Annotated in this window: 21 protein-coding genes, 2 pseudogenes and 1 riboswitch; of the genes and pseudogenes, 12 read left to right on the top strand and 11 right to left on the bottom strand. The window is 63.6% G+C overall.

From position 1 onward, the window contains the following. Positions 1-122: 122 nt before the first annotated feature. Positions 123-923, top strand: a complete 801-nt coding sequence (locus AC0L2H_RS25225; protein ID WP_473592760.1) for a lysophospholipid acyltransferase family protein — start codon at positions 123-125, stop codon at positions 921-923. 31 nt (positions 924-954) lie between these two features. Here AC0L2H_RS25225 and AC0L2H_RS25220 read toward each other — a convergent pair whose 3' ends face one another. The 3 genes from AC0L2H_RS25220 to AC0L2H_RS25210 form a co-directional block, all read right to left on the bottom strand. Further along, on the bottom strand, positions 955-1,578 hold the full coding sequence (locus AC0L2H_RS25220) for a LysE family translocator (protein ID WP_473592761.1): 624 nt from the start codon (positions 1,576-1,578) through the stop codon (positions 955-957). Between the two features lie 126 nt (positions 1,579-1,704). Further along, positions 1,705-2,652, bottom strand: coding sequence for an aldo/keto reductase (locus AC0L2H_RS25215; RefSeq protein WP_473592762.1), 948 nt, complete (start codon positions 2,650-2,652; stop codon positions 1,705-1,707). 116 nt (positions 2,653-2,768) lie between these two features. Further along, positions 2,769-3,305 (bottom strand): gamma-glutamylcyclotransferase, encoded by a 537-nt coding sequence (locus AC0L2H_RS25210; RefSeq protein ID WP_473592763.1) that lies wholly within the window; start codon positions 3,303-3,305, stop codon positions 2,769-2,771. A gap of 112 nt (positions 3,306-3,417) precedes the next feature. Here AC0L2H_RS25210 and AC0L2H_RS25205 point away from each other — a divergent pair, with 112 nt between their 5' ends. Next, a complete protein-coding gene (locus tag AC0L2H_RS25205) occupies positions 3,418-4,416 on the top strand; it encodes a DUF2125 domain-containing protein (RefSeq protein WP_473592764.1) in 999 nt (332 codons plus the stop codon). A gap of 4 nt (positions 4,417-4,420) precedes the next feature. Continuing rightward, positions 4,421-5,347: a sugar kinase gene (locus AC0L2H_RS25200; protein ID WP_473592765.1), complete on the top strand. Its 927-nt coding sequence runs from the start codon at positions 4,421-4,423 to the stop codon at positions 5,345-5,347. Positions 5,348-5,367: 20 nt separating this feature from the next. On the opposite strand, the pseudogene AC0L2H_RS25195 reads toward AC0L2H_RS25200, so the two are convergent. Continuing rightward, positions 5,368-6,303: pseudogene (locus AC0L2H_RS25195) on the bottom strand (prephenate/arogenate dehydrogenase family protein). A gap of 4 nt (positions 6,304-6,307) precedes the next feature. Further along, positions 6,308-7,417 (bottom strand): histidinol-phosphate transaminase, encoded by a 1,110-nt coding sequence (hisC, locus tag AC0L2H_RS25190; RefSeq protein WP_473592766.1) that lies wholly within the window; start codon positions 7,415-7,417, stop codon positions 6,308-6,310. Positions 7,418-7,543: 126 nt separating this feature from the next. Next, positions 7,544-7,621, top strand: a riboswitch (SAM riboswitch). A 109-nt stretch (positions 7,622-7,730) separates the two neighbouring features. Here hisC and metX point away from each other — a divergent pair. Further along, positions 7,731-8,900 carry a homoserine O-acetyltransferase MetX gene (gene metX, locus AC0L2H_RS25185; protein WP_473592767.1) on the top strand — a complete coding sequence of 390 codons (1,170 nt, stop codon included), beginning with the start codon at positions 7,731-7,733 and terminating at the stop codon, positions 8,898-8,900. A 115-nt stretch (positions 8,901-9,015) separates the two neighbouring features. Then, on the top strand, positions 9,016-9,630 hold the full coding sequence (gene metW / locus AC0L2H_RS25180; protein WP_107650738.1) for a methionine biosynthesis protein MetW: 615 nt from the start codon (positions 9,016-9,018) through the stop codon (positions 9,628-9,630). Positions 9,631-9,652: 22 nt separating this feature from the next. Here metW and AC0L2H_RS25175 read toward each other — a convergent pair whose 3' ends face one another. Further along, complete coding sequence (locus tag AC0L2H_RS25175; RefSeq protein ID WP_473592768.1) at positions 9,653-9,973, bottom strand: DUF1330 domain-containing protein; 321 nt, start codon at positions 9,971-9,973, stop codon at positions 9,653-9,655. A 348-nt stretch (positions 9,974-10,321) separates the two neighbouring features. On the opposite strand from AC0L2H_RS25175, the gene AC0L2H_RS25170 reads away from it, so the two are divergent. Then, positions 10,322-11,257: a glycosyltransferase family 2 protein gene (locus AC0L2H_RS25170; RefSeq protein WP_473592769.1), complete on the top strand. Its 936-nt coding sequence runs from the start codon at positions 10,322-10,324 to the stop codon at positions 11,255-11,257. A 15-nt stretch (positions 11,258-11,272) separates the two neighbouring features. Here the strand turns inward: AC0L2H_RS25170 and AC0L2H_RS25165 are convergent, their stop codons facing one another. The 3 genes from AC0L2H_RS25165 to AC0L2H_RS25155 all read right to left on the bottom strand — a co-directional run bounded on the left by AC0L2H_RS25165 (position 11,273) and on the right by AC0L2H_RS25155 (position 14,914). Further along, on the bottom strand, positions 11,273-12,103 hold the full coding sequence (locus AC0L2H_RS25165; protein ID WP_473592770.1) for a DUF1194 domain-containing protein: 831 nt from the start codon (positions 12,101-12,103) through the stop codon (positions 11,273-11,275). Positions 12,104-12,187: 84 nt separating this feature from the next. Then, positions 12,188-14,005, bottom strand: a complete 1,818-nt coding sequence (locus AC0L2H_RS25160; protein WP_473592771.1) for an ABC transporter ATP-binding protein/permease — start codon at positions 14,003-14,005, stop codon at positions 12,188-12,190. A 120-nt stretch (positions 14,006-14,125) separates the two neighbouring features. After that, positions 14,126-14,914 carry a class I SAM-dependent methyltransferase gene (locus AC0L2H_RS25155; RefSeq protein ID WP_473592785.1) on the bottom strand — a complete coding sequence of 263 codons (789 nt, stop codon included), beginning with the start codon at positions 14,912-14,914 and terminating at the stop codon, positions 14,126-14,128. Positions 14,915-15,064: 150 nt separating this feature from the next. On the opposite strand from AC0L2H_RS25155, the gene gloB reads away from it, so the two are divergent. Both gloB and AC0L2H_RS25145 read left to right on the top strand, forming a co-directional pair. Further along, positions 15,065-15,832, top strand: coding sequence for a hydroxyacylglutathione hydrolase (gene gloB / locus AC0L2H_RS25150; protein ID WP_473592787.1), 768 nt, complete (start codon positions 15,065-15,067; stop codon positions 15,830-15,832). A gap of 430 nt (positions 15,833-16,262) precedes the next feature. Next, on the top strand, positions 16,263-16,691 hold the full coding sequence (locus tag AC0L2H_RS25145; RefSeq protein ID WP_473592772.1) for a cupin domain-containing protein: 429 nt from the start codon (positions 16,263-16,265) through the stop codon (positions 16,689-16,691). Between the two features lie 246 nt (positions 16,692-16,937). Here AC0L2H_RS25145 and AC0L2H_RS25140 read toward each other — a convergent pair whose 3' ends face one another. Then, positions 16,938-17,855, bottom strand: a complete 918-nt coding sequence (locus tag AC0L2H_RS25140) for an AraC family transcriptional regulator (RefSeq protein WP_473592773.1) — start codon at positions 17,853-17,855, stop codon at positions 16,938-16,940. A 163-nt stretch (positions 17,856-18,018) separates the two neighbouring features. Here AC0L2H_RS25140 and AC0L2H_RS25135 point away from each other — a divergent pair, with 163 nt between their 5' ends. Together AC0L2H_RS25135 and AC0L2H_RS25130 are read left to right on the top strand one after the other, a co-directional pair. Beyond that, positions 18,019-18,537 (top strand): hypothetical protein, encoded by a 519-nt coding sequence (locus AC0L2H_RS25135; RefSeq protein ID WP_473592774.1) that lies wholly within the window; start codon positions 18,019-18,021, stop codon positions 18,535-18,537. Positions 18,538-18,769: 232 nt separating this feature from the next. Then, positions 18,770-19,525, top strand: coding sequence for an SDR family NAD(P)-dependent oxidoreductase (locus AC0L2H_RS25130; protein WP_107650733.1), 756 nt, complete (start codon positions 18,770-18,772; stop codon positions 19,523-19,525). 201 nt (positions 19,526-19,726) lie between these two features. On the opposite strand, the gene AC0L2H_RS25125 is transcribed toward AC0L2H_RS25130, so the two are convergent. Next, positions 19,727-20,914 (bottom strand): magnesium transporter, encoded by a 1,188-nt coding sequence (locus tag AC0L2H_RS25125; RefSeq protein WP_473592775.1) that lies wholly within the window; start codon positions 20,912-20,914, stop codon positions 19,727-19,729. 171 nt (positions 20,915-21,085) lie between these two features. Here AC0L2H_RS25125 and AC0L2H_RS25120 point away from each other — a divergent pair. Together AC0L2H_RS25120 and AC0L2H_RS25115 are read left to right on the top strand one after the other, a co-directional pair. Beyond that, positions 21,086-21,493 (top strand): annotated as a pseudogene (locus AC0L2H_RS25120) (cupin domain-containing protein); the annotation flags it as partial. Between the two features lie 474 nt (positions 21,494-21,967). Next, entirely contained in the window at positions 21,968-23,899 is a 1,932-nt protein-coding gene (locus AC0L2H_RS25115; protein ID WP_473592776.1) for a type IV secretory system conjugative DNA transfer family protein, read from the top strand. Positions 23,900-23,909 lie beyond the last annotated feature (10 nt).

Genomic DNA, 23,909 nt, shown 5'->3' with positions numbered 1-23,909 from the left:
ACTGGGAGAAGAAGCTGAACTGCAGCTCATTGCCGGCCGGACCGATCCGCGCCATCGTGCCGTTTCCTTTTTGCCCGCGCTTGGTGTAACCAACGCACACTTCCTCACCGGGCACTTCCCACATGCTCTATATCCGCTCGCTGGCGTTCAACCTCGTCTTCTACGTCAATTTGATCGTCCAGATGATCCTCTGGACGCCCTACTATTTTCTGTCGCCTCGCCACCGCGCCTGGTTCGTGCCGAAATTCTGGTCGCGCACCTCGATGTGGCTCTACGACAAGATCGCCGGCACCGGAAACGACATTACCGGGCTGGAAAACCTGCCCGAAGGCTCCTTCATCCTGGCGCCCAAGCACCAGTCCTTCTGGGACGCGATCGCCTTCTTCCCCTTCCTCAAGGACCCCCTCTATATCCTCAAGCGCGAATTGACCTGGATCCCCTTCTTTGGCTGGTACATCATGAAGATGCGGATGATCCCGGTCGACCGCGGCAGCCGCTCGAAAGCGCTCAAAGCGGTGGTCGCCGCCACCAGGCAGGAGATGGCGCGCAACCCGCGCCAGCTGATCATCTATCCCGAGGGCACGCGCCGGGCGCCGGGCGACGAGCCGGCTTACAAATACGGCATCGTCGAGCTCTACGCGCAGCTTGGCGTGCCAGTGGTGCCGGTCGCTCATGTTGCAGGCCTCTATTGGCCACGCCGGAAATTCATGCGCTATCCCGGCACGATCAAGGCCCGCTTCCTGCCACCGATCCCGCCCGGACTGGACAAGGAGGCATTCATGGAACGGCTGATCAGCGAGACGGAAGCCGCTTGCGACCAGCTGCTCGTCGAAGCCTCACGCTCGCCAAACCCGCCACCCATGCCGCCAACGGCGGTGAAGCGGCTGGCTGAACTGGGCGCGGCCGCGAAACAGAAAGCCTGATTCAGATTTTTTCGGCCGAAATGGATTGACCTCAAGAAAACGCAGCCAGCGCCGTGGTTAAGACCAGCGTCGCCGCGAAGATCAAATTGATGATCCGCGAGGCGCGCGGCCTGCGCAGGAAGCGCGCAAACGCTGCCCCGGCGAGAAGCCACAGGACGTGGATAGCGACGATCATCACGGCCACGACCACCAGTTTGAGCCGCGTGTCGAGGTCGGACGTACCGGCGAACACGGCGGCAATCGCCACATAGGCTTTTGGGTTGGCGATGGCCAGCAGGAACCCGCCCAGGAAGGTGGGAAGCGCGGCCCCGACGGCGCGCGCCGCCACGGGCGGGGCCGTTGCGATCTTGAAGGCAAGGTAGAGGATGTAGGCCGCTGACGCCGCGGTCAGCAGCGGCGTCAGTTTCGGTACAGAGGCGAGCACTGCCATGACGCCCGTCGTCACCACCAAAAGCACCGCAATGGTGCCAACGATGACGCCCCAGGTGTAGCGGAGCGATTGGCGCAGGCCGAAGGCGGCCGCGACAGCGGTGACGCTTATCGTCGCCGGCCCCGGACTGCCCATGACGACCGTCGATGCCAGGACAAGCGCGAGCAAGTGCTGCCATAGTTCCGGATTGGAGAGGGTCTGCTCGGCCACCTGCCGTCCCCGCATCTTGCGACGATGAAGGGACGGTATGGCAGGGCCGCGCCGGATGTCTTGAACGATCGTGCATCCCAGCCGGGATGCCTAAATTTAGTGCTGGAATGTCCAGGGAGGACAAGCAGCTTGAGATTTGGGCTACGCGCTCGCTTTGTCGAGTTCGGCCATGTCGTCCGGTCCGAGCTTCAACGATGCCGCGCGTACCAGGCTGTCGATCTGATCGAGCGTCGTGGCGCTGGCGATCGGGGCGGTCACGCCGGGTCGCGCTATCACCCAGGCGAGCGCCACTTCCGCCTGTTTGGCCGAATGCCGGGCCGATACCGCATCGAGGGCGGCCAGGATGCGCATGCCGCGCGCATTGAGATAATCCTTGACGCCATCGCCGCGCGCGCTTTTGCCGAGATCGGCCTCGCTGCGGTACTTGCCGCTCAAAAACCCCTTGGCGAGGCTGAAATAGGTGATCACACCGATATTCTCGGCCACGCACAGATCGTGCAGCGCGCCGTCGAAGGACGAGCGGTCGTAGAGATTGTATTCCGGCTGCAAGACCTCGTAACGCGGCAGGCCCCGCAGGCTCGCAACGTCGAGCGCGGCACGCAACTGCCCGGCATCGAGGTTCGACGCGCCAGCGTAGCGGATCTTGCCCTTGGCCAGGAGCTTCTGGTAGGCGCCGAGCGTTTCCTCGTAAGGCGTGGCCGGATCCGGCCAGTGCGACAGATACAGATCGACAACATCGGTCTGCAGCCGCTTCAGCGACGCGTCTATGGCTTTCTCGATATAAGCGGCGGAAAGGTCCTTCCTGCCCTGCCCCATATCCGACCCGACCTTGGTGATCACCACGACCTTGTCGCGATTGCCGCGGCTCTTCATCCATTTGCCGATGATGGTTTCCGATTCGCCGCCCTTGTTGCCGGCAATCCAGCGCGAATAGGAATCGGCGGTGTCGATGGCGTTGAGGCCGGCGTCGACGAACCGGTCGAGCAGGTCGAAGGAGGTTTTCTCGTCGGCGGTCCAGCCGAAGACGTTGCCGCCCAGAACCAGCGGCGCGATGGACAGGTCGGTTTGACCGAGACGACGTTTCTGCAAGGCTGATCTCCATGAGGATGGGAAAGCTCGGACGGGAACGCGCCCGACTGCGCTTAACCTATGTCGTGCGGCACGGAGGTCAAAGGCCAGGTCGTCCTTTACACCCCACCAGTGCTTCACAAAGGCGCGACCTGTCGCGCCACCTCTTCCAGCCAATGGTCACGGATGCCCAGCGCCTCGAGATGCTCCAGCGTGTTCGATACATAGTCCTCGTTCTTTCCCGACCGGCCGACGGCGCCGCGAACCACGCGCGCCGCGTCCGCTTCATCCAGCGCGCCGGCATATTGCTCATGGTCGCGGTCGACGACATAGGCGACCGCCTCGACCGTCCTGTCCGCGCCTGTATCGCTGTCGTCGAGGCGGACCCGCAGCATGCGCTCGAGATAGACACTGGTGACCAGCTCGCGCTCACGCAGATAGGCGATGACTTCGTCGCGCAGGTCACCGGGGACGCGGAAAGCCAGTCCGACGCAGGAGCCGCCGCGATCGAGGCCGAGCACCAGGCCGGGCCGCTCGCGCGTGCCGCGATGCACATAGGAATAGACGCAGAGCGACCGGCGGTAGCCGTGGAGGCGCGCGCGCCGCGTCTCGACATGCGCAAATCCCGGCCGCCAGATCAGTGAACCATAGCCAAAAACCCAAAAATCGCCCATATCGCCAAGCCTGACTGCAGCACCGCACCGGAATCGGTGTCTTTTCAATCGTCTCCGTCTATCTCTGTTGCCGGAAGCGATTCCTGCAACACGCGTTAACGAGAGCCGCAGCATGACGTCAAGTGAAGAGCGCCCGCCGAATTTTCGCCGCCGCCTCTTCTGGCTTGCCGCCTTCGTTGCGGTGCTGTTCGGCATCTACAGCGCCGGCTGGTTCTACCTGGCCGACAAGGTCAGGAGCGAAACCGACAAGGCCGTCACCGAGCTCAACGGCAAGGGCATCGAGGCTGACTGCGCCAATCTCACAGTCGGCGGCTATCCGCTGAGCTTTGCCATTTCCTGTGACAATCTGGCGTATCAGGACGACAACAGGAACGTCGCCGTTTCGAGCGGCAGCCTCAATGCCGTCACGCGGATCGACCGGATCCTGTCGCCTTTTGCCGAATTGCGCGGGCCGCTCAGAACCTCGTTTCCGGGTATGGCGCCGCTGTGGATCGACTGGGACAATCTGCAGGCGAACGCAAAATTGTCCTGGCCCCTGCCGCGGCGCGTTTCGCTGGAGACCGAAGGCCTGTCCGGCCAGACCGACCCGGCCGACGGCACCGATCCGGTCGAACTGTTCAGCGCCGGGACGGCGGCCGGGCAACTCAGTCCGAATGGCCAGGACATCGGTTATGTCGGGAGTTTTACCGATCTCGAAATCGACCCGGATGCCATCGATGGGCGCGTGCTGCCGCCGCTCAACGGCAGCGGCGAGGTGACCTTGAAGAACGGGCTGGCGCTGATCAAGATGCAAGCCAGGAGCCTGCGCGGCCAGGCTGTCGACATCACCAAGCTCGATCTGTCGTCGGGAACCGCACGTATCACCGTTTCCGGACCGGTGTCGGTCAACACCGACGGCCTGATCGACGCCAACCTGATGATCAAGCTGAACGACCCGAAAGCCGTTGCGGCAATCCTCGGCGCGGCTATCCCAGAGCAGAAAAGACAGATTGAAACCGGCTTTGCCGGACTGGCCCTGCTCGGCAACGAACCGTCGATGCCGCTGAGGATCGTCAAGGGCAAGGCCTCGCTGGGTTTCATCCCGCTGGGCAAGATCAAGCCGGTCGACTGACCCCATGAAAAAACCGGTCAGGCTCCTCAGCGTTGGCGCGTTTACCCAAGACACCATCCTTCGTGTCGAGACCCTGCCCGTGCATCAGGGCAAGTTCATAGCCACCGATGGTGTCCAGATCGCCTCGGGCATGGCGACAAGTGCCGCCTGCGCCGCGCGACGCCTCGGCGCGGCGGTATCGCTCTGGGCCAGCGCCGGGGACGACGCCGTCGGCGATCGTCTCATCGCTGAGGTCGAGGCCGAAGGCGTCGATTGCAGTCTTGTCCGGCGAATTCCCGGCGCGCGATCGGCACTGGCCGCCATCCTGGTCGATGCCCATGGCGAGCGTGTCATCGTCCCTTTCTACGACACGCGCACGCAGGCCGATCCCGTGGCGCTGCCTGTCGCGGATCTCACGGCCTTCGATGCCGTGCTGGTCGATGTGCGCTGGCCGGGCGCCGCCGCCCTGGCGCTGGCGGCGGCGCGCGCCATCGGCCGGCCGGCGATACTGGACGCCGACACCGCGCCGCTCGAGGTACTGGAGCATCTGCTGCCGCTGGCCTCGCACATCGTTGCTTCGGAATCGGCCGCGCGCATCGTCTGTGGCCAGGCCTTGGACCCGGAGACCGCCTGCGCCGATCTCGCCAGCCGCACGGACGCCTTCGTCGCGGTGACCGGCGGAGCGGCGGGAAGCTGGTGGTTCGATCGCCCGGCGCAATCCGTGCGCCATGTCGCGGCGCCGCGGATCAAGGCGGTGGACACTTTGGCCGCTGGCGACGTGTTTCACGGCGCCTTTGCCGTCGCATTGTCGGAAGCCATGCCGGTCGAGCAGGCCTTGCACTTTGCCAGCGCCGCCGCCGCGCTCAAATGCCTGCGTTTCGGCGGCAGGCTGGGCGCGCCGGACCGGGCCGAGACGCTGGCCATGATGGCGGCTCACTGGCCGGCCGACTGACGGCCCGCCGCCGAGACGGACTACTGCTTTACAGGATGCTCGACCGCCTGTCGGCCGAAATCCGGCGCATCGATATCCTGGCCTGCCTCGATGATCGAGCGGCGCACGGCGCGGGTGCGGGTGAACAGGTCGAACAGTTTCTCGCCGTCACCCCAGCGGATCGCTCGCTGCAGCGAGGCGAGGTCTTCCGAGAACCGCGCCAGCATTTCGAGGATGGCGTCCTTGTTGTGCAGGCAGACATCCCGCCACATGGTCGGGTCGGAAGCGGCAAGGCGAGTGAAGTCGCGAAAGCCGGAAGCCGAATATTTGATGACTTCGGACTTGGTCACCGACTGCAAGTCGTCGGCGGTGCCGACGATGTTGTAGGCGATGATGTGCGGCAGATGCGAGACGATAGCCAGCGTCATGTCGTGATGCTGCGGATCCATCGTGTCGATGTTGGACCCGCAGCGGCGCCAGAATTCCGAAAGCTTTTCCAGGGCCACGGGGTCGGTGCCGGGCAGCGGCGTAAAGATGCACCAGCGGTTTTCGAACAACTCGGCGAAGCCGGCGTCCGGCCCCGACTTTTAGGTGCCGGCCAGCGGGTGGCCAGGGATGAAATGCACGCCGTCGGGCACATGCGGCTCGATCTGTGCGATGACCGACGCCTTGGTGGAACCGACATCGGTGAGGATGGCGCCCTTTTTCAGTGCCGGCGCAATCTCCTCCGCCACTTCGCCCGAGGACCCGACCGGCACCGAGACGATGACCAGATCGGCATCGCGGACCGCTTCCCTGGCATCCATGGTGTAGGAGGAGCCGAGGTCCAGGTCGCTGGCCCGCGCCAGCGTGGTTTCGCTGCGCGTCGCGATGGCGACATGCAGGGCCAGGCCCTCGCGGCGGATGACGCGGGCCAGTGACGAGCCGATCAGGCCGATGCCGACCAGCGCGATCTTATCGAACATCGGTGATGTCATTGTCTCAGCTTTTCAGGAATGTCGTGAGTGCGGCGACAACGCCGCGATTGGCCTCTTCGGTGCCGATAGACATGCGCAGCGCATGCGGGAAGCCGTAGCCGGAAACACGCCGCAATATGTAGCCGCGCTGGGTGAGATAGTCGTCCGCGGCGGCCGCCGAATGCTTCTTGTCCTCGGGAAAATGGATGAGGATGAAATTGCCGACGCTCGGCGTCACCCGCAGCCCGAGCTTTGTCAGCTCCTCGCTCAGCCAAGCAAGCCAGGTTTCGTTGTGCGCGACGCTGCGCTCGACATGGGCACGGTCGCGGATCGCGGCAATGCCGGCCTCGATCGCCGTCGCATTGACGTTGAAGGGACCGCGAATGCGGTTGATCGCATCGACGATGTGCATGGGCCCGTACATCCAGCCGATCCGCGCGCCGCCAAGCCCGAGCTTGGAGAAGGTGCGGGTCATGACCACGTTCTCGGTTCCGCCGACCAACTCGATGCCGGCTTCATAGTCGTTGCGGCGCACATATTCGGCGTAAGCCGCGTCCAGCACCAGAAGCACGTTTTTGGGCAGCCCGGCATGCAGCCGACGCACCTCCTGGAACGGCATATAGGTGCCGGTCGGGTTGTTGGGATTGGCGAGAAAAACGATCCTGGTACGCGGTGTGATGGCCGCCAATATCGCATCGACATCGGCGCGCTCGTCGGTTTCCTTGACCGACACCGGGACAGCACCTGCCGACTGGATATAGATCTTGTAGACCATGAAGGCGTGTTCGGTGAAGATAGCTTCGTCGCCCGGCGCCAGATAGGTCTGCGCCAGCAGGCCCAGAATCTCGTCGGAACCATTGGAACAGATGATGTTTGCCGCATTCAGGCCGTGCACCTCGGCGATCGCCTCGCGCAGGCGCCTGGCGGTGCCGTCGGGATAGACGTCGAGCCTGGCTGCGACCTCGCGCGCGGCCTCTATCGCCTTCGGCGAGGGACCGAGCGGGTTCTCGTTCGACGACAATTTGTGGACTTTCGCCACGCCGGCCGGCGCCGTGCTCTTGCCCGGCACATAGGCTTCGATGTCCATGATCCCCGCGCGGGGCGTTGGCCGTGCCTTGTCCGGTGTCTGGTTCATGTCGTAAAAATCCGTCGAGAGTGCTTCCGTCCGGAAGCCGCAGCGGAAATACAAGCCATGGCCCGGAATGTCGAGAGGTGGCAAATCATGGCCGTTGACGCCGGCCCGCGCCGGTCTTAGAAGAGAGTGAAATTCCGTGGTGATTTGGCCGGTCGGCTTGCAGCCACGTTAAACAACTCGCTAAAGGGCCGTTTGCATCCTGTAACCGGCTTTGCGATGGCATTGCCGGTTTTTTGTTGTCCGCGGCCGGCCGGACGACCGCATCGGCGCGACGATCGCAAGCGATCTTCGCAAGGCCGTGTAAGAGGATGTGATGGCCGCTCTGCGCGCTCGAAAAACCAATAATGAGGCCGACCAGCCATCGAGCCCGGTATTGCGTTTCGGCGCCGACAAGCCGCTCAAGCTCGACGCCGGCGCGCTGCTGTCGCCGTTCCAGATCGCCTACCAGACCTACGGCACCCTCAATGACGCCCGCTCCAACGCCATCCTCGTCTGCCACGCCCTGACCGGCGACCAGCATGTCGCCAACACCAATCCGGTGACCGGAAAGCCCGGCTGGTGGGAGGTGCTGATCGGCCCTGGCAGGATCATCGACACCAACCGCTTCTTCGTCATCTGCTCCAACGTCATCGGCGGCTGCCTCGGCTCCACCGGTCCCGCCTCGATCAATCCCGCCACCGGCAAGCCTTACGGGCTCGATCTGCCGGTCATCACCATCCGCGACATGGTGCGGGCGCAGCTCATGCTGATCGACCATTTCGGCATCGAAAAACTGTTCTGCGTGCTCGGCGGCTCGATGGGCGGCATGCAGGTGCTGCAATGGGCGTCGAGCTATCCGGAACGCGTCTTCTCGGCGCTGCCGATCGCCACCGGCGCCCGCCATTCCTCGCAGAACATCGCCTTCCACGAGGTCGGCAGGCAAGCTGTCATGGCCGACCCGGACTGGCATGGCGGCAAATATTTCGAGCTAGGCAAGCGGCCTGAAAAGGGGCTGGCGGTGGCGCGCATGGCCGCCCACATCACCTATCTGTCGGAGGCGGCACTGCATCGGAAATTCGGCCGCAATCTGCAGGACCGCGAAGCACTCACCTTCGGTTTCGACGCCGATTTCCAGATCGAAAGCTACCTGCGCCATCAGGGCATGACCTTCGTCGACCGTTTCGACGCCAATTCCTATCTCTACATGACCCGTTCGATGGACTATTTCGACCTTGCCGCCGACCATGGCGGACGGCTGGCCGACGCCTTCGCCGGCACCAAAACCCGCTTTTGCCTGGTCTCTTTCACCAGCGACTGGCTGTTCCCGACCGAGGAAAGCCGCTCGGTCGTCCATGCGTTGAACGCGGCAGGCGCTTCGGTCTCCTTCGTCGAAATCGAGACCGACCGCGGCCACGACGCCTTCCTGCTCGACGAGCCGGAGCTGTTCGCCGCCATCAATGGCTTCATTGCCTCGGCCGCGCGCGCCAGAGGGCTCAGCGCATGACCCCGAAAAGTTGCCGACTTTCCGGATCGGGACCATGCGCCAGGCATCAGCGCATGACCCCGAAAAGTTGCAGACTTTTCGGATCGGGATCATGCGCCAGGCAAAGGTTCCGCCCATGAGCGTCAATCGCGCCCAGCGCGTCGACCTCGAAGTCGTCGCCGATCTCATCCCACCGCAGTCGCGGGTGCTGGACGTCGGCTCCGGCGACGGCCTGCTGCTCGAATTGCTGCAGGACACCAAGCAGGTCGACGGCCGCGGGATGGAATTGTCGCAGCGCGGCGTCAACGAATGCGTGGCGCGCGGCCTTTCGGTCATCCAGGGCGACGCCGACAAGGATCTCGAATTCTATCCCGACAAGGGCTTTGATTTCGTCGTCCTGTCGCAGACGCTGCAGGCGACCCGCAACCCCAAGCTGGTGCTCGACGAACTACTCCGGATCGGCAACCGCGCCATCGTCTCTTTCCCCAATTTCGGCCACTGGCGGGTGCGCCTCTCGCTGTTCGTCCATGGGCGGATGCCGGTGAACGACGACCTGCCCTACTCCTGGTACGACACGCCCAACATCCATTTCTGCACCATTCGCGACTTCGTCAATCTGTGCGACGAGCTCGGCGCCACTGTCGAAAAGGCGACCGCGCTCGACGGCAACGGCCAGAAGATCGGCCTCTCCATGCCGTGGTGGTTCTGGAATTTCTTCGGTCAGCAAGCGGTGTTCCTGCTGAAGCGATGAAACTCGCGCCCCGGCGATATGCCTACTTCAGGACATCCGTTGCCTTGTGCGGATGTTCGACGCCGTCGGCGAACACCACATCGGCTCGGGAATTGTCCGTGCGCAAGGCCAGTATCGCCTGGTAGGCCGGCGAATTGTACCAGCCGCGCACATGCTCCCTGTCGGGGAATTCGATGATGACGAGGTGGCCCGGCCATTCGTTCTCGATCACCTCCACATCGCCGCCATGGACCAGAAAACGGCCGCCGAAGGGCTCCAGGGTGGCGTCGATCCTGTGCAGATATTCGACGATCCCAGGCCCCATTGTGGCCTGGCGCATATGGGCAACGGCGTAAGCGGTCATGACGAAACTCCCTTGAAGATCGAAGCTGAACAACAGGCTTCATGCAGGGGACTTTGCCGACGCGCCGGACGCTGGTCGATTACCTCCAAGGTCATGAAATGTACCTCAGAGGTCATGAAATGTGCCTCCAAGGTCATGAAATCTACCCCGAAGCCACGAAGTACATACCGGCCAAGGGGTGGCGCCTGGAGCGCCGAGTTGCAAATTCGCCACATCGGATCAACCACCGTTCACTTTGGCGTGACACCGGTGCTTCTTTTTTGTACGGTCCCGCTAAACGCGACCTGGGACGGGCATGGAAGGCGAATATCAGATCCATTCGATTGTCGTGGAACGCGCCGAGGCGACATGTCCGAGACGATGAATCCCGCTCCGCTCATCACGGTGATAACGCCGACCCACAACCGGCGCGACAAAGTCCTGCGCGCGGTGGAGAGCGTGCTGGCGCAAAACCTCACCCGCTTCGAGCACATTGTCGTCGACGATGGCTCGACCGATGGCACCGAAGCCGCGCTTGCCGCCATCCGCGATCCCCGCCTCATCTATGTCGGCGCTAAATGGCGAGGCGCCAATGCCGCCCGCAATGCCGGCATTGAGCGCGCACGCGCCCCCGTGGTGACCTTCCTTGATTCCGACGACGTCTATCTGCCGAACCGGCTGGAGCGGACGCTGGCCTGGTTCGAGGAGAACCCAACGCTCGAAATCCTGATCAGCTCGTTCGTGTCCCTAAAGGGTGGCCGCAGCACCAACTGCATCAACCGCGACGCGTTCCTGAGCCGGGACACGCTGGAACGGGCATTGGTGGCGCAGACGATTTTCATTGCCGGATCGGCGATTACCGCCCGGCGCGAGGCCTTGCTGGCGATCGGCGGCTACGACAGCGACATAGCGCGGATGCAGGATCGCGAATTGCTGTTGCGCCTGGCTCGCCGCAGTGGCGCGCAACTGTCCGAAGACGTCGACTGGAAAAAGTACAATTCGGAGAATTCGATCTCCGGCCAGCGTGACGGCTATGTCGAAGCCTATGCGAACCTGATCTGCAAGCATCCCTATATCATCGACCGCTATCCCGACATTCCGCCCTACATGATCGCAAGACAGATCATTGCCGACACGATGAAGGGCAGGATCTCGCAGGCATTTGCCGGCTATCTGGCCAACCGCTCGTCGAAGGCGCTCGGTTACTCCTTGCCGCAATTGCTTCGCGGCTATGTCGGCGGCCGGCGCTGGCGGCGCGATCTCTACGATGAGTTCCGCAGCAAGTACGGCGCACGGCCCGCCTGACCCAGCTGCGAAGTTTCACCGGTCGAGTTCGGGGAAAAACGGATCTGAGAAAAACCGCCGGTCGCGCTCGCCTTGCAAGCAGTCGATCGGCGCCGCCGCATCGATCCGGACCGGCCGGGGATCGGCCCCCGGGTCGACCGACGGGTCGCCGCTGACCTCGAGGATCAGCTTGCGGCGTATGGCGGTGGTGAATTCGGACGCCGCGTAGATCGGCAGCACGAAGGAGCCGGGCCCGCCGGTCACGCATTCGGCATAGTACCGGTCGAGATGGCTGAAGGTCGGCGACGGGCTGATCAGGATCGGCAGGCCGTTGATGACGATGCCCTTCGCCAGCGCGGCGTCGCGTGTCATGGTGACCGGTAGCCCGATATTGTTCGGGCCATCGCCAGAAATATCGATGACCCTGCGCGCCGCATCAAAAGCGGCTCCATCCAGCAGCTCCGTGCCGAAGGCGAGCGCGCCGGAGATCGAGGTGGCGCGGAAACTCCTGAACGGGCGGGCCTCGATCCTGTCGGCGAAAGCGTTGGCGCTCTCGGCATCGTCGATGACCTGCCAGGCAATGACCCCATCGTCGCGGACGGTGCCGGCCCATTCGAAATAGGCCAGCGCAATGCGGCCGGTGGTGCCCGAGCGCACCGCCCTGATGAAGTCGGGGTGGCGCAACGCCTCGACATAGCCGGCGCGCTGCAGGGCGAACTCGTTTTCATCCATCGACTGCGAAATGTCGACCGCCAGCACCAGTTCGACGTCCACGGCCATACCATTGGCGGGTGCGGCCAGAGGGGTGGCAACAGGCGCTGCCTGGGCGCAGGCAAGGCAGGCAAGCAGGCTGATCGCGCCGCGCATGGTCTAAAGCCTCACAGGCTTTGCAACTATGCCGACAATTTCCCCGGCGATCGCGGCGAAATAAAGCTGGCGGGATGAAACCGGCTACTTCTTCTTCCGGCGCATAGCAGCGGCCGGCGGCGGCTCGATCGCCCCGGCCCTGACACTGGCCGGCTTGAGCGCCGGCCGGCCGGCATCCTTGACGATCGTCAGCGAGCGCGGAAAGAACTGGGTGTTGTGCTGGCCGCGGCCGATGTTGAGGATGGCCGCACCGGCGAGACGTTTTTCCAGCATCGCCAGCACCTGTCTCAGCGTCGCGCCGTCGAACGTATCCAGCGCTTCGTCGATGATCACCCATTTCGGCCGCCGCAAGGCGAGCCTGGCAAAGGCCAGCAGGCGCTGCTCGTCGTCGCTGAGTTCATGCTCCCACCGCGCGGAACGGTCGAGCGAGGACGACAGGCGCTCGAGACCGACCTCGGCGAGCACCTCCGAGATCTCGGCATCGTCGACCTTGGCGGTGCCGTCCACGTGATTGAGCACATCGCGCAGCGTGCCGAGCGGGAAATAGGGGGTGCGCGGGACGAAGGCGGGTATTTCCTTGGCCGGCATGCCGATCCGCCCGCTTCCCCACGGCCACAGGCCGGCGATGGCGCGGAAGAACAGCGTCTTGCCGGCGCGCGGATCGCCGGTGATCATGACGCGCTCGCCGGCGCCGATCTCGACATGCGGCTCGGCAAGCTTCGTGCATCCGTCGGGCGAGGCAATTTCGAGCTTCTCGAAGGTCAGGCGGCCATCCGGGTTTTCGCCGAACTCGATGCGGCTTTCCGTGTCGTGCAGCACATCCGTTTCGCCAAGCGCGATGCGGAAGTCGGCGACGCGCATCAGCGTGGCGCGCCAGTCGGCGATGGCGCCGATATTGTTGATGAACCAGCGCAGCGACGCATTGACCTGGTTGAAGGCGCCGACCGCCATCATCAGCCCGCCGAAGCTGATATCGCCGGCGAAATAGACCGGCGAAGCGACCAGGATGGGCGCGACGACGGTGATCCAGCCATAGGTGTCGGTGACCCAGGACAGGTTGATCTGGGCATGATAGATCCGCCGCATCGCGCCCAGCACCGTGCCAAGGTCGAGTTCAAGCTGGCGTCTGGCATCGACCTCGCCATGCGCGAGCGCTATGGCATCGATATTTTCGTTGACGCGAACCACCGAGGACCGCAGCTCCGCCTCGCGCGAATAGCGATCGCTGTTGAAACGGATGAGCGGCCTCCCGACCAGCCAGCTCAGCCAGGAGGCGATGCCGGCATAAAGGATGGCCGCCCAGACCATGTAGCCGGGGATCGCCAGCGAATGGCCGCCGATATGGAAGACGAAGCCCGAAGACAGCGTCCACAACACGCCGATGAACGACGCGAGCAGGATGAAGGATTGCAGCAGCCCGACGCCGAGATCGGTCGAGAGATCGGAGAGATGCCCGACATCCTGCTGTATGCGCTGATCGGGATTGACGCCGATGGCGCCGGCATGGGTCAGCCGGAAGGCACGCGCCGGCAGCATCCATTCGCCGATCAGGTCGACCGTCAGCGCCTCGCGCAACTTCAGCCGGATCATCTGGTTGAGCCAGGTCTGACCGACATTGAGCACCAGCAGCGTCCCGGCTATTGCCGCAAAGACGAGAAGCTGATGCAGGAAGCCCTGCATGTCGCGCCGCGCCAGCGCGTCGTAGAAAGGCTGGTTCCAGCGATTGAGCAGAACCTGCCCGACCGAGGTCGCCACGATGACGGCGACGATGCCGATGGAGAGCCAGAGCAGATATTTGCGCACCGGCGAAGCCGCCAGCGCCAGCCTGATCGTCGCGAGCTGGTCGCGCAGGCTGCTGGCCTCGACAGACGCGCGGGCCATGTCGTCTGGATGATCAGCCATGAGTGAGATCCCTGCGTTCGGAAGCGGCACTGGAACCGGTCACGGGCATTGGCGGCCCGCGCCTTCAATCGGGCTGCAAACCCGCTTTCGACAGATAGTTAGGAAAAAGCGCAAGCCCGATCACGAACGCGTCACCCTTGTGGGTAGGGACGCTCTGTCGGCGGCTTCGGACAGCCGCCCGAGCCTGGTGGCGCCATGCGGCGAGAAAACCGGCACGAAGACGCGGCGCGAGGCGCGCTGCGCGACCGGCACGCCCTGATAGAGCCGCTTCTGCGCCTCGACCACGATGACGCCGGAAAAGATCGGCCAGAACCGCCGGCCGGCGCGTTCCAGCACATTGTGGAACCGCATCATGAAGCGCCGCCGCGATGGCGGGAAGAACAGGGCATCGGACCAGGCAGCCGGCGTGAAATTCGTTTCGCGCAGCAACTCGGTGAGCTGGCCGCGCGAGAAGGGCCGGCCGTTGCCGAACGGCGTGTGCTCGAAACGGGCCCAGACGCCGCGCCTGTTGGGCACGACGATGACGACGCGCCCCGCGGGCGACAGCACCCGCCAGATCTCGTTCAGCGTCTCGCGCGGGTTCTCCACATGTTCGAGCGAATGGACGAGCAGCATGCGGTCGATGCAGGAATCGACCAGCGGCAATTCCTCGTCGAAGACCAGCGCCGTCGCGCTCGGCCCCGTGACCGGCCAGACCACCGCGCCTTGCGTCGCCGGCATGAAGGCGAAGACACGCTCGGCATCGGCGCCGAACCGCTCCAGCCACGGCAAGGTATAGCCGAGGCCGACCAGCCGCTCGTTGGGCACGACGGCCCATATCGAGGACAGCGCCATGGTGATCGAGCGCTCGGCGAGTCGCCCGAGCGTGGTCGAATAAAAGGAGCGGAGGTCGACGATGTCGGAATGCATGCGCCGGACGGTAGCTTCGATGCCGCCCAAGTTCAACAAAAGGCGGATGACATATGCGGGCAAGCGCCCTATGTCTGCGACGACTGCATTCCCGAAAATCGGATCCGATTTTCGGAAAGCACGATGCAGCAGATAAAAGCGAGAGATACTATGCCGGTTGAGATCGAACAATTCATGTGCCGCAGCGACAATTTCGGCGTGCTCGTGCATGACCCCAAAAGCGGCCAGACCGCGATCATCGATGCGCCCGAGGAGGCGCCGATCCTGGCCGCGATCGAGCGCACCGGCTGGACGCCGACGATGATCCTGATCACCCACCACCATGCCGACCACGTCGAGGCCAATCTGGCGCTGAAGGACCGTTTCAAGCTGCGCATTATCGGGCCGAAGGCCGAAGAGGCAAAGATCCCCGGCATCGACGAGACCGTGGCCCAGGGCTCGGTCATCCGCCTCGGCGACGAAAAGATCGACGTCATCGAGACGCCAGGCCACACGGCGGGCCATGTCTCCTATCATCTGCCGGCTTCGAAAGTGGCGTTCACCGCCGACACGCTGTTTGCGCTCGGCTGCGGCCGGCTGTTCGAATGCAAGCCGCCGGTGATGTATGATTCGCTGAAGAAGCTCGCCGCCCTTCCGGCCGAAACGGTCGTCTATTGCGGCCATGAATACACGCTCGCCAACGCCCGCTTCGCGCTGACGGTCGATCCGACCAATTCGGCGCTGAAGGAACGCGCCGCGAAAATCGAGGCACTGCGCGCCGACGACAAGCCGACGCTGCCGACCACGATCGGCGAGGAATTGTCGACCAACCCGTTCCTGCGCTGGCACGACCCGGCAATCCGCAAGCATCTCGGCATGGAGAAGGCCACCGACGCCGAAGTGTTCGCCGAGATCCGCAAGCGCAAGGACAATTTCTAGAGCACGATCCCGAACCGAAGGTCAGCACAGCAAAAAGTCGCAGACTTTTCGGAGAAGATCATGCGAAAAAACAAAGACTTGGATCTACTGCGTCATGGTTTTTTGGCCGAACACGGCAGTTACCGTTGGCGCTGCCCCTCACTGTCCTGCCGGACATCTCTCCCCGTATAGTGACGGGGAGAGAGTGGCTGGCCGCGACGCCGGCGTTCTTCCTCCAGCGCTGACAATTGGCGAAATCGTGGATGAGAGTGCCCCTCTCCCCGTCACTATACGGGGAGAGGATGCCGGCAGGCAGGTGAGGGGCAGCGCCGAGGAGCGACAATTATGAACAGTGGATATGACGCAGTAGAACTAGATCTTCGGACCCAGGGTGAGGATCGGCGTTGGGAAAAACCCGATGCTGGAACAAAAGCCGTGCTAGCCTGAACGCATGACCAGCGCCGCCGAAATCATCGCCACGCTCGGCCTGAAGCCACATCCGGAAGGCGGCTGGTACGCCGAGACCTTTCGCGACGGCGCGGAAGGCGGGCGCGGCCATTCGACCGCGATCTACTTCCTGCTGGAAGAGCAGCAACTGTCTGCCTGGCACCGGGTCAGGGACGCGGCCGAGGTCTGGCATTTCTATGCCGGCGCCCCGCTGGCGCTGTCGATGCACCAGGAAGATGGTCCGGTGATCGAACAGGTGCTGGGCACGGCGCTGGCCGCGGGCGAACGGCCGCAGATCGTCGTGCCCGCCGGCTGGTGGCAGTCGGCGCGCAGCCTCGGCGAATGGACGCTGGTCGGCTGCACCGTGGCGCCAGGCTTCGATTTCGCCGCCTTCGAGCTGGCCGAACCGGGCTGGGAGCCGGGGGCGCCCTAAAACCCAATCGCTTCGAACGACGAAATTCGACCTCAGCCGTTCAGCCTGCAACGGTCGCTACCCGAAACCCGTCGTTCGACTACAGACCGATTATGGGCATCAATGGGGCCGGAACCGGATTGGCGGCTTTAGGCTGCGGGTCTTCAAGAGCGGACGCTTGGATCGGCGTGGGCATTGTCGTGACGTGACCCGCTTCGGAAGTTCGGTCACGCTATCGATGATCAAGATTGAGCGTGCGTGTGCCTGTTAATTGACACTTGAAGTGGCCAACTCGGGCGATGGCCGGATTCGGATCCTGGCGGCTTTCAAGTCGCGAGCGGGCGGCAGCCCGAACATGCGACCGTACTCGCGCGTGAACTGCGGGACGCTCTCGTATCCCACGGCGTAGGCCGCGTTGCTGATCATCTCGCCATCGGCCAGCATCATCCGACGTGCTTCGATCAGCCTGAGTTGCTTTTGGAACTGAAGCGGCGTCAGGGACGTGATGGCCCGGAAGTGCTCATGGAACGACGAAACGCTCATGCTGGCGGCGTCCGCCAGCTGCTCCACGCCGAGCGGCTCAGCGACGTTTGCGCGAATGAGCGCCACCGCGCGCGCCACGCGCTGCGCATGGCTGTCGGTAACGCCGAGGCTACGAATTGCTCCGCCGTGCCGACCCGACAACAGCCAGAAATGCAGTTCCCGGATCAACTGAGGCTGCAGAACGGCCAACGACGCTGGCCGATCGAGGAGGCGCATCAAGCGCAATGCGGAGTCGGCGACTTCCGCTTCGGTCGGATCGACGCGGACCGGGTTGCCGGCATCGAACGGGAGCGAACCCATGTCAACGACCAGGCTCTCGATCACCGCGGGATCGAGATCGACGACGAGCGAGAAATAGGGAACGCTGATGTTGGCGCGCGTGATCTGGCTGACGGTCGGCACGTCGGCGGTGATCAGGAGAGACTCTCCCGAGCCGAAGTCGAACGTGCTGCTTCCCATGGCCACTCGCTTGCTTCCTTGCAGCACCATGGCGATCAGCGGCTTGTTGATGGCGTATTGCAACTCGGTCGGCGCCGTCTGCCGAATGAGCGTCAGTCCCGGGATCGGCGTCTGGGCAATGCCGTTCGCGTCTGCGTGTGCCTCCGCATAGCGCCGTACGGCCTCGAGCAAAGTGTGAGCCATGGGCGAATAGTAACCCACGTCCCCCCGGCGTCACAACGCCATGAGGAGAAATAGGCAAGAACTCGCGAGTTTCCAGCAACTTCGGACGTTTCTTTGATGGGGCTAGGGACGGGCGTGGGTTGCTAGGCTACTGGCTGCCACACGAAGACCGCAGGAGGTGCAGTTGACCTTCATCGATAATCCGTTCTTTCCGCTGTCCTTCATAGCGGGGCCAGCGATCCTGACGAACGCCTGCGCCGTCCTGCAAAACGGCGCGACGATGCGCTACAACCTCGCGATCACGCAATGGCGAGAGTTTCGCGCGTCGCTGGCCGCTCGCGACGACCGGTTGTCGTCGCAATATGCGGACCCGGCGGCGGCGACCACTCTCGCGGAGCGGCGGATACGCCTGCAGTTGCGCGGACTTGACCTGCTGAATGCCGCAGTGGTCCTGTTCGCTGCAACTACCGTCCTGGGTCTCGCCGGTTCGTACCTTGTCCAGTTGGGGTATCTCCCTGCCGCCCCTGTTACCACGGCCATGGTGGTCACCGGCGTCACCGGGCTTCTCTTTCTCCTCGTTGCCACCGTCACGCTTTTCCTGGAGAGCGTGTGCGGCAGGGCGCTGCTCCGCCTGCAGTTGCACTTCGACGGTTCCAACGGCGCGGATATGCAACGACGGAGCAGCAGCAGCGACGGCGTTTGAATCCCTTGCCCTACTTGCGCCACGCCGTCGCTCGTCGACTGGCCGCTGTTTGCAGCGAGCGCCGTCGACCTCGGCGGCGCCCGGGAAATGGCTATCGCGTCCCCGCATCGCACCGCGACAGCACATGCCCCGCGTAGAAACAGGCAAGAATGGCCGACTATCCGGCAACATGGATCGGGTCCGGTCGACGATAGTGCTGATGGGCACAATGCTCATCACCAAGGAGATACCGATGACCACCATCTCGATCGTCACCGGCGGCAGCCGCGGCCTGGGCCGCAACACCGCCATCAGCATCGCTCGCCATAGCGGCGATGTCATCCTCACCTATCGCAGCGGCGCCGAGGGCGCCAAGGCCGTGGTGGCCGAGATCGAAAGCATGGGCCGCAAGGCGGTCGCGCTGCAACTCGATGTCGGCGACGTCTCCGCCATTCCCGCCTTCGTCAAGAGCGTCCGTTCGGCGCTGAACTCGACATGGAACCGAGATAAGTTCGATCATCTGATCAACAACGCCGGCCACGGCGAAATGGCCGCCTTTGCCGAGACGACCGAGGCGCAGTTCGACCTCCTGTTCAACGTTCACGTCAAGGGCGTGTTCTTCCTGACCCAGGCGCTCCTGCCGCTGCTCGCCGATGGCGGGCGCATCGTGAACTTTTCTTCGGGCTTGACCCGCGTCAGCTATCCGGGATTCTCGGCCTATTCAGCCGCCAAGGGAGCGGTCGAGATCCTGACGCTCTACATGGCCAAGGAACTGGGCAGCCGCGGCATCACAGTGAACACAATCGCCCCCGGGGCGATCGAGACCGACTTTCTCGGCGGCGCGGTGCGCGACACGCCTGCGTACAATGAGGCCTTCGCCAACATGATCGCGCTTGGCCGCGTCGGTTTGCCAGACGACATCGGTCCGGCGGTCGCCAGCCTGATCGGTTCCGACAACCGCTGGGTCACCGCGCAGCGGATCGAAGTGTCGGGCGGCCAGAACATCTGACCGCGACCAGCCCGTCTCGCGGGCCGAAAAGCTCAGGCCGGCGCGGAGTCTCCGTCGCGTTGCGCAAGGGGTCCGAGAGCTGCCGGAAGGTGCTTCTCTCGATGCGTGCGCGATGCGACCTGGCTCTCGTAATTTCGCTGAACGCGACGAGGTCAGCTTATTGCCCCCAATTCCCAGGGGCGCGTCACTGGACGCGCCTCGCTACAGCACGAGTATGGTGGCCAGCCCCAGCATCAGGCCCATGCCTACGATATCGGTCAAGGTGGTGAGGAAGATCGCCGAAGCGACCGCCGGGTCAGCGCCGACCCGGCGCAGGCCCAACGGGATCAGCACGCCGGAGATTCCGGACATGAGGCACGATCCGGACATGGCAAGCAGGATCACAAGTGCCAGCATGGGCGCTTGGGCCGCCGACTCCGGTTGCCTCGAGGCGTAGAACCACATCGCCGCAGCCGCAAGAAGGCCGACCAGCAAGCCGTTGGCGATCCCGAGCGCGCCCTCTCTCATCACCAGGTGCAGCTTCGGTCGTTTGTCCACATCCCCCAGGGCAAGGCCACGCAGGGTCATCGCCAGTGCTTGGCAGCCGGTGTTTCCGCTCTGCCCGGCCAAGACCGGGAGGAACGCCGCCAGGGCAACGATCTTCTCGATCGTCCCTGTGAACGAACTGACGACGAATGCGGCCATGAAGGCCGTCAGGAGGTTTAACTGCAGCCACGGATGACGCTTCAGGAAGGCTGAAAACAGCGGCGTAGAAGGGCGCTCCTCCTTCTGGACACCTACCATCTGGCCAGACTGGGCGGAAACCTCGATGATTTGCTGCTCGAACAGGCGCCAACCGCGAACCTGGCCGAGCAGCCGGTTCTCCGCGTCCACCACCGGGTAGACAGGGTAGTGACGCCGTACCGCTGCCTCGCATGCGTTGCTCAAAGAGAGACCGACATTAAGAGCGAACGGCCTGGGCAGCATGATCTGATCGACAATTGCGTCCGGTTCGCTCAGCATTAGATCGCGCAGGACCACCAGGCCAACCAGTTTATTGCCCTCGTCCGTGACATAGAGATAAGTGAGCTCGGTCGGCACCTGGGCGCGTCTGACAGCTTCAACCGCGGCAGCAACTGTCGTCCCGACAGGAACGCTGGCGGAAATCGGGTCCATCAGCTCGATGAGCGACTCGGGCATCGCGACATCCTCGCCACCGCCATGAGACCCGATGGGCCGCATATGCAGTGGCAAATGCTCGGCCAGCTTACGGGCGTGCCCGTCCGGCAACAGCTTTAGTGTGTCGCGGATGAACTCGGGAGACTCTCTGGCGAGCAATTCAGCTGGGTCATCAGGTGCTCGGGCACGCAGCGTGCGCACCAACTTCTGAACGCCGGTCTCTTCTTTCATTTGCTATAGCCCCCAATTGAAGGCCACATAGTATGTAAAGTATCGGATCGTACCAGTGTGGAAATACCCAGCTTCTTCCGGCCCCTGCATTCCGCCTTGTGGTTCTCGAAGTTATTGCGGCCTAATATGAGTTGATGCACGTCGACTGAGCGTCGACCCAGCAGACGCCATCTCGCCACGCTCGGCCTGAAGCCGCATCCGGAAGGCGGCTGGTACGCCGAGACCTTTCGCGACGGCGCGGAAGGCGGGCGCGGCCATTCGACCGCGATCTGTTTCCTGCTGGAAGAGGAACAACTATCGGCCTGGCACCGGGTCAGGGACGCGGCCGAGGTCTGGCATTTCTATGCCGGCGCCCCGCTGGCGCTGTCGATGCACCAGGAAGACGGGCCGGTGATCGAACAGGTGCTGGGCACGGCTCTTCGCGCGGGCGAGCGGCCGCAAATCGTCGTACCCGCCGGCTGGTGGCAGTCGGCGCGCAGCCTGGGCGAATGGACGCTGGTCGGCTGCACCGTGGCGCCAGGCTTCGATTTCGCCGCCTTCGAACTGGCCGAACCGGGCTGGGAGCCGCCCCAGGGTTGAAACCCAATCGCTGCGAACGACGAAATTCGACCTCAGCCGTTCAGCCTGCAACGGTCGCTACCCGAAACCCGTCGCTCGACTACAGACCGATTATGGGCATCAATGGGGCCGGTAGCTGCACGTCGGCTTCGGTCTTCGGAAGGGCGACAGCGACGTGTGGCGCCTCATATCCCAGCCCGTCAGGGATGAGCATCTGCCGATCGTATCGCCCCATCAATCGCTGCTCTGTCGCCGGTGGCCCCCGCAAATCCTCGCGATCGTGCAGGCCTTCCGCTACGTAAGGCTTAAGTCCCGTTTCCGCTTCCCATTCACTTTTAGCCAGCGTCAGGGACGACGGGTCAACTTACTCGTGCTATGACTATACATGGACGTGGGGAGCGAGTGGGGGCTTGCCGGTACCATTGGTCGACCGGCCGATCCGAATCCATGCGCTGCGCGCGGCAGGATGTTCGGCATGTTCGGTCAGAGGTCGCAATGGAACTCATCATCCTCGGCATTATCGCCCTGATCGTAGTCGCCTGGTATTTCAGGAGGATCAAGACGCTCACGCCGAACAGCGAGGAACAGGGCTACGACTCAATCGCGGAACCGGCGCTGCATGAGTTCTTCGACCGCAAGGACGGCGTGCTTTGGTCCACGGGCATGGTGGACCGGAAGGTCAAAATCGAGATCGAGCGCAACGGCCAGCGCACCACGCCGAATGTGCGCGTAAGGTGCGCCTACCAGCTGCGCCGGAGCGTGGCGACAATGCAGCAGGAAGAACGCGAGGCCGCGCGCATACTTTTTCTGCTGCACCGTCGCAACCTGCTCGCAAAAGGCCGTTTCCGCAAGCTCCTCTTCGCGCTGGTCTGGGGCGACGGTAAGTGCGAGATCATAAAGGGAAACTGGGCTGTCGCCGACGTCCGCGCGGCCAACCAGTTCCAGCTCACATCCAGCGCCGGCATCATCAACTTCGAGGCGGTCAACTCTAACCTGACGCGCGACAGCGCCATCTCGGAGATATTCTCCACAGTCGAGAGCGTCCAAAAGCGCTACAAAGGCAAGCCCGCCGCCCAGGGACTGACAGACCGCATTTCCGGAGGCAACCGCTGGCACGAGCCCAGCGGCAGCGGGGCCGAGGCGGTCACGACGCAGGACGGGCTGGACGGGCTGTTCATCGGTAATAAGGAGGGCGGAACCGTACCGGTCTACTACCAAGGCGAGGGCTCGCTGATCACCATCGCGCCTCCGGGCTCTGGCAAGACCCAGTGCCACGTTCTGCCCAACCTTTTGAGATGGCGAGGTGCGGCCGTCGTGCTTGACGTGACCGGAGAGCTCTATCGAAAGACAAGCAAATGGCGCGAGGCTCTCGGCGGTCCCGTCTTCCGGCTGGATCTCGTCAACGCCGAGGAGAGCCATTCCTACAACCCCCTCGACGCCGTGCGCACGAATCCAGACTACATCTGGGAAGACAGCAAGCTCGTCGCCGACATGCTGGTCGTGAATAGGAGCGAACAAGACCCCTACTGGGACAATGCCGCGATCGGCCTGCTCACGGCAGTCGTCTGCTACACCTGCCTTCTACTCAAGCCAAAGGAACGCAACTTCGAGACCGTCCTCGACGTCTTGAGCCAGCAAATGTGGTCGCAGTTCATCCTGGGATCGGAAGACCAGTCCCAGGTGAGGAGCCTGCAGCGCGCGGCCCATTCGCTGAAGGCCATGGACCCCAAGACGCTGTCCGGCGTCACACAGACCGCCCTGGTCGCGCTGTCGGCCTGGGAGGGCAGCCAAATCCCCAAGGTCACGGCGAAGTCCGACTGGCGGCCGGGCGTGCTGAGGGAAGACAAGCCCGCCACCATCTACATCTGCCTATCGCCCGCTATACTGCGCACCTATGCTGGCCTGATCCGGCTGATCATCGCCCAGCACGTCAAGATGCTGTTTGACATGCCGGTCGAACGCAACGCGCCCCTCGTGCAACTTTTCCTCGACGAGCTACCGCAACTCGGCCGTATGGATCCCGTCCGCCAAGCGTTGGAAGTCGGTCTCAACAAGCGGCTCCGGCTCTGGATGTTCGTTCAATACATCTCCCAGCTCGAGGACGCCTACGGCAAGGACATCGCGCGCGGCATGATCGGCGCCTGTGGCCTGCGGGCCTACATGAACCCGCCGCTGGCGGACCAGACCGCGCAGCAGCTCTCAAACGAGCTCGGGGACGTCGACGCGGTCTTCGACAAGACGCGCCGCAAGCTCGCCGAGCCGCACGAGCTCGCGGGACCGCCCTACAAGGACCTGATCGTGGTCATGGCCACAGGCATGAAGCCGATCAGGTTAACGAAAACCTTCGCCGACAAAATGCCGGCGATTGCCAAGCTGTTTGGGACGAGGACCTGGACGCGCCGCGACGAAGCGGCTGACGCTGACTAACAGGTCCGTG

This window comes from Mesorhizobium sp. WSM4871 (assembly GCF_055811295.1).
The sequence above is the reverse complement of the archived record's forward strand: the minus strand, read 5'-3'. Positions and strand labels throughout refer to the sequence as shown.

Excerpts from the sequence above, each read along its gene's own strand:
- AC0L2H_RS25170 (WP_473592769.1), top strand. The coding sequence starts at position 10,322 with ATGTCCGAGACGATGAATCCCGCTCCGCTCATCACGGTGATAACGCCG.
- AC0L2H_RS25115 (WP_473592776.1), top strand. The coding sequence starts at position 21,968 with ATGGAACTCATCATCCTCGGCATTATCGCCCTGATCGTAGTCGCCTGG.
- AC0L2H_RS25165 (WP_473592770.1), bottom strand. The coding sequence starts at position 12,103 with ATGCGCGGCGCGATCAGCCTGCTTGCCTGCCTTGCCTGCGCCCAGGCA.
- metX (WP_473592767.1), top strand. The coding sequence starts at position 7,731 with ATGGCCGCTCTGCGCGCTCGAAAAACCAATAATGAGGCCGACCAGCCA.
- AC0L2H_RS25125 (WP_473592775.1), bottom strand. The coding sequence starts at position 20,914 with ATGAAAGAAGAGACCGGCGTTCAGAAGTTGGTGCGCACGCTGCGTGCC.
- AC0L2H_RS25140 (WP_473592773.1), bottom strand. The coding sequence starts at position 17,855 with ATGGCTCACACTTTGCTCGAGGCCGTACGGCGCTATGCGGAGGCACAC.
- AC0L2H_RS25225 (WP_473592760.1), top strand. The coding sequence starts at position 123 with ATGCTCTATATCCGCTCGCTGGCGTTCAACCTCGTCTTCTACGTCAAT.
- AC0L2H_RS25145 (WP_473592772.1), top strand. The coding sequence starts at position 16,263 with ATGACCAGCGCCGCCGAAATCATCGCCACGCTCGGCCTGAAGCCACAT.
- hisC (WP_473592766.1), bottom strand. The coding sequence starts at position 7,417 with ATGAACCAGACACCGGACAAGGCACGGCCAACGCCCCGCGCGGGGATC.
- metW (WP_107650738.1), top strand. The coding sequence starts at position 9,016 with ATGAGCGTCAATCGCGCCCAGCGCGTCGACCTCGAAGTCGTCGCCGAT.
- AC0L2H_RS25220 (WP_473592761.1), bottom strand. The coding sequence starts at position 1,578 with ATGCGGGGACGGCAGGTGGCCGAGCAGACCCTCTCCAATCCGGAACTA.
- AC0L2H_RS25160 (WP_473592771.1), bottom strand. The coding sequence starts at position 14,005 with ATGGCTGATCATCCAGACGACATGGCCCGCGCGTCTGTCGAGGCCAGC.
- AC0L2H_RS25200 (WP_473592765.1), top strand. The coding sequence starts at position 4,421 with ATGAAAAAACCGGTCAGGCTCCTCAGCGTTGGCGCGTTTACCCAAGAC.
- AC0L2H_RS25210 (WP_473592763.1), bottom strand. The coding sequence starts at position 3,305 with ATGGGCGATTTTTGGGTTTTTGGCTATGGTTCACTGATCTGGCGGCCG.
- AC0L2H_RS25205 (WP_473592764.1), top strand. The coding sequence starts at position 3,418 with ATGACGTCAAGTGAAGAGCGCCCGCCGAATTTTCGCCGCCGCCTCTTC.
- AC0L2H_RS25175 (WP_473592768.1), bottom strand. The coding sequence starts at position 9,973 with ATGACCGCTTACGCCGTTGCCCATATGCGCCAGGCCACAATGGGGCCT.
- AC0L2H_RS25130 (WP_107650733.1), top strand. The coding sequence starts at position 18,770 with ATGACCACCATCTCGATCGTCACCGGCGGCAGCCGCGGCCTGGGCCGC.
- gloB (WP_473592787.1), top strand. The coding sequence starts at position 15,065 with ATGCCGGTTGAGATCGAACAATTCATGTGCCGCAGCGACAATTTCGGC.
- AC0L2H_RS25155 (WP_473592785.1), bottom strand. The coding sequence starts at position 14,914 with ATGCATTCCGACATCGTCGACCTCCGCTCCTTTTATTCGACCACGCTC.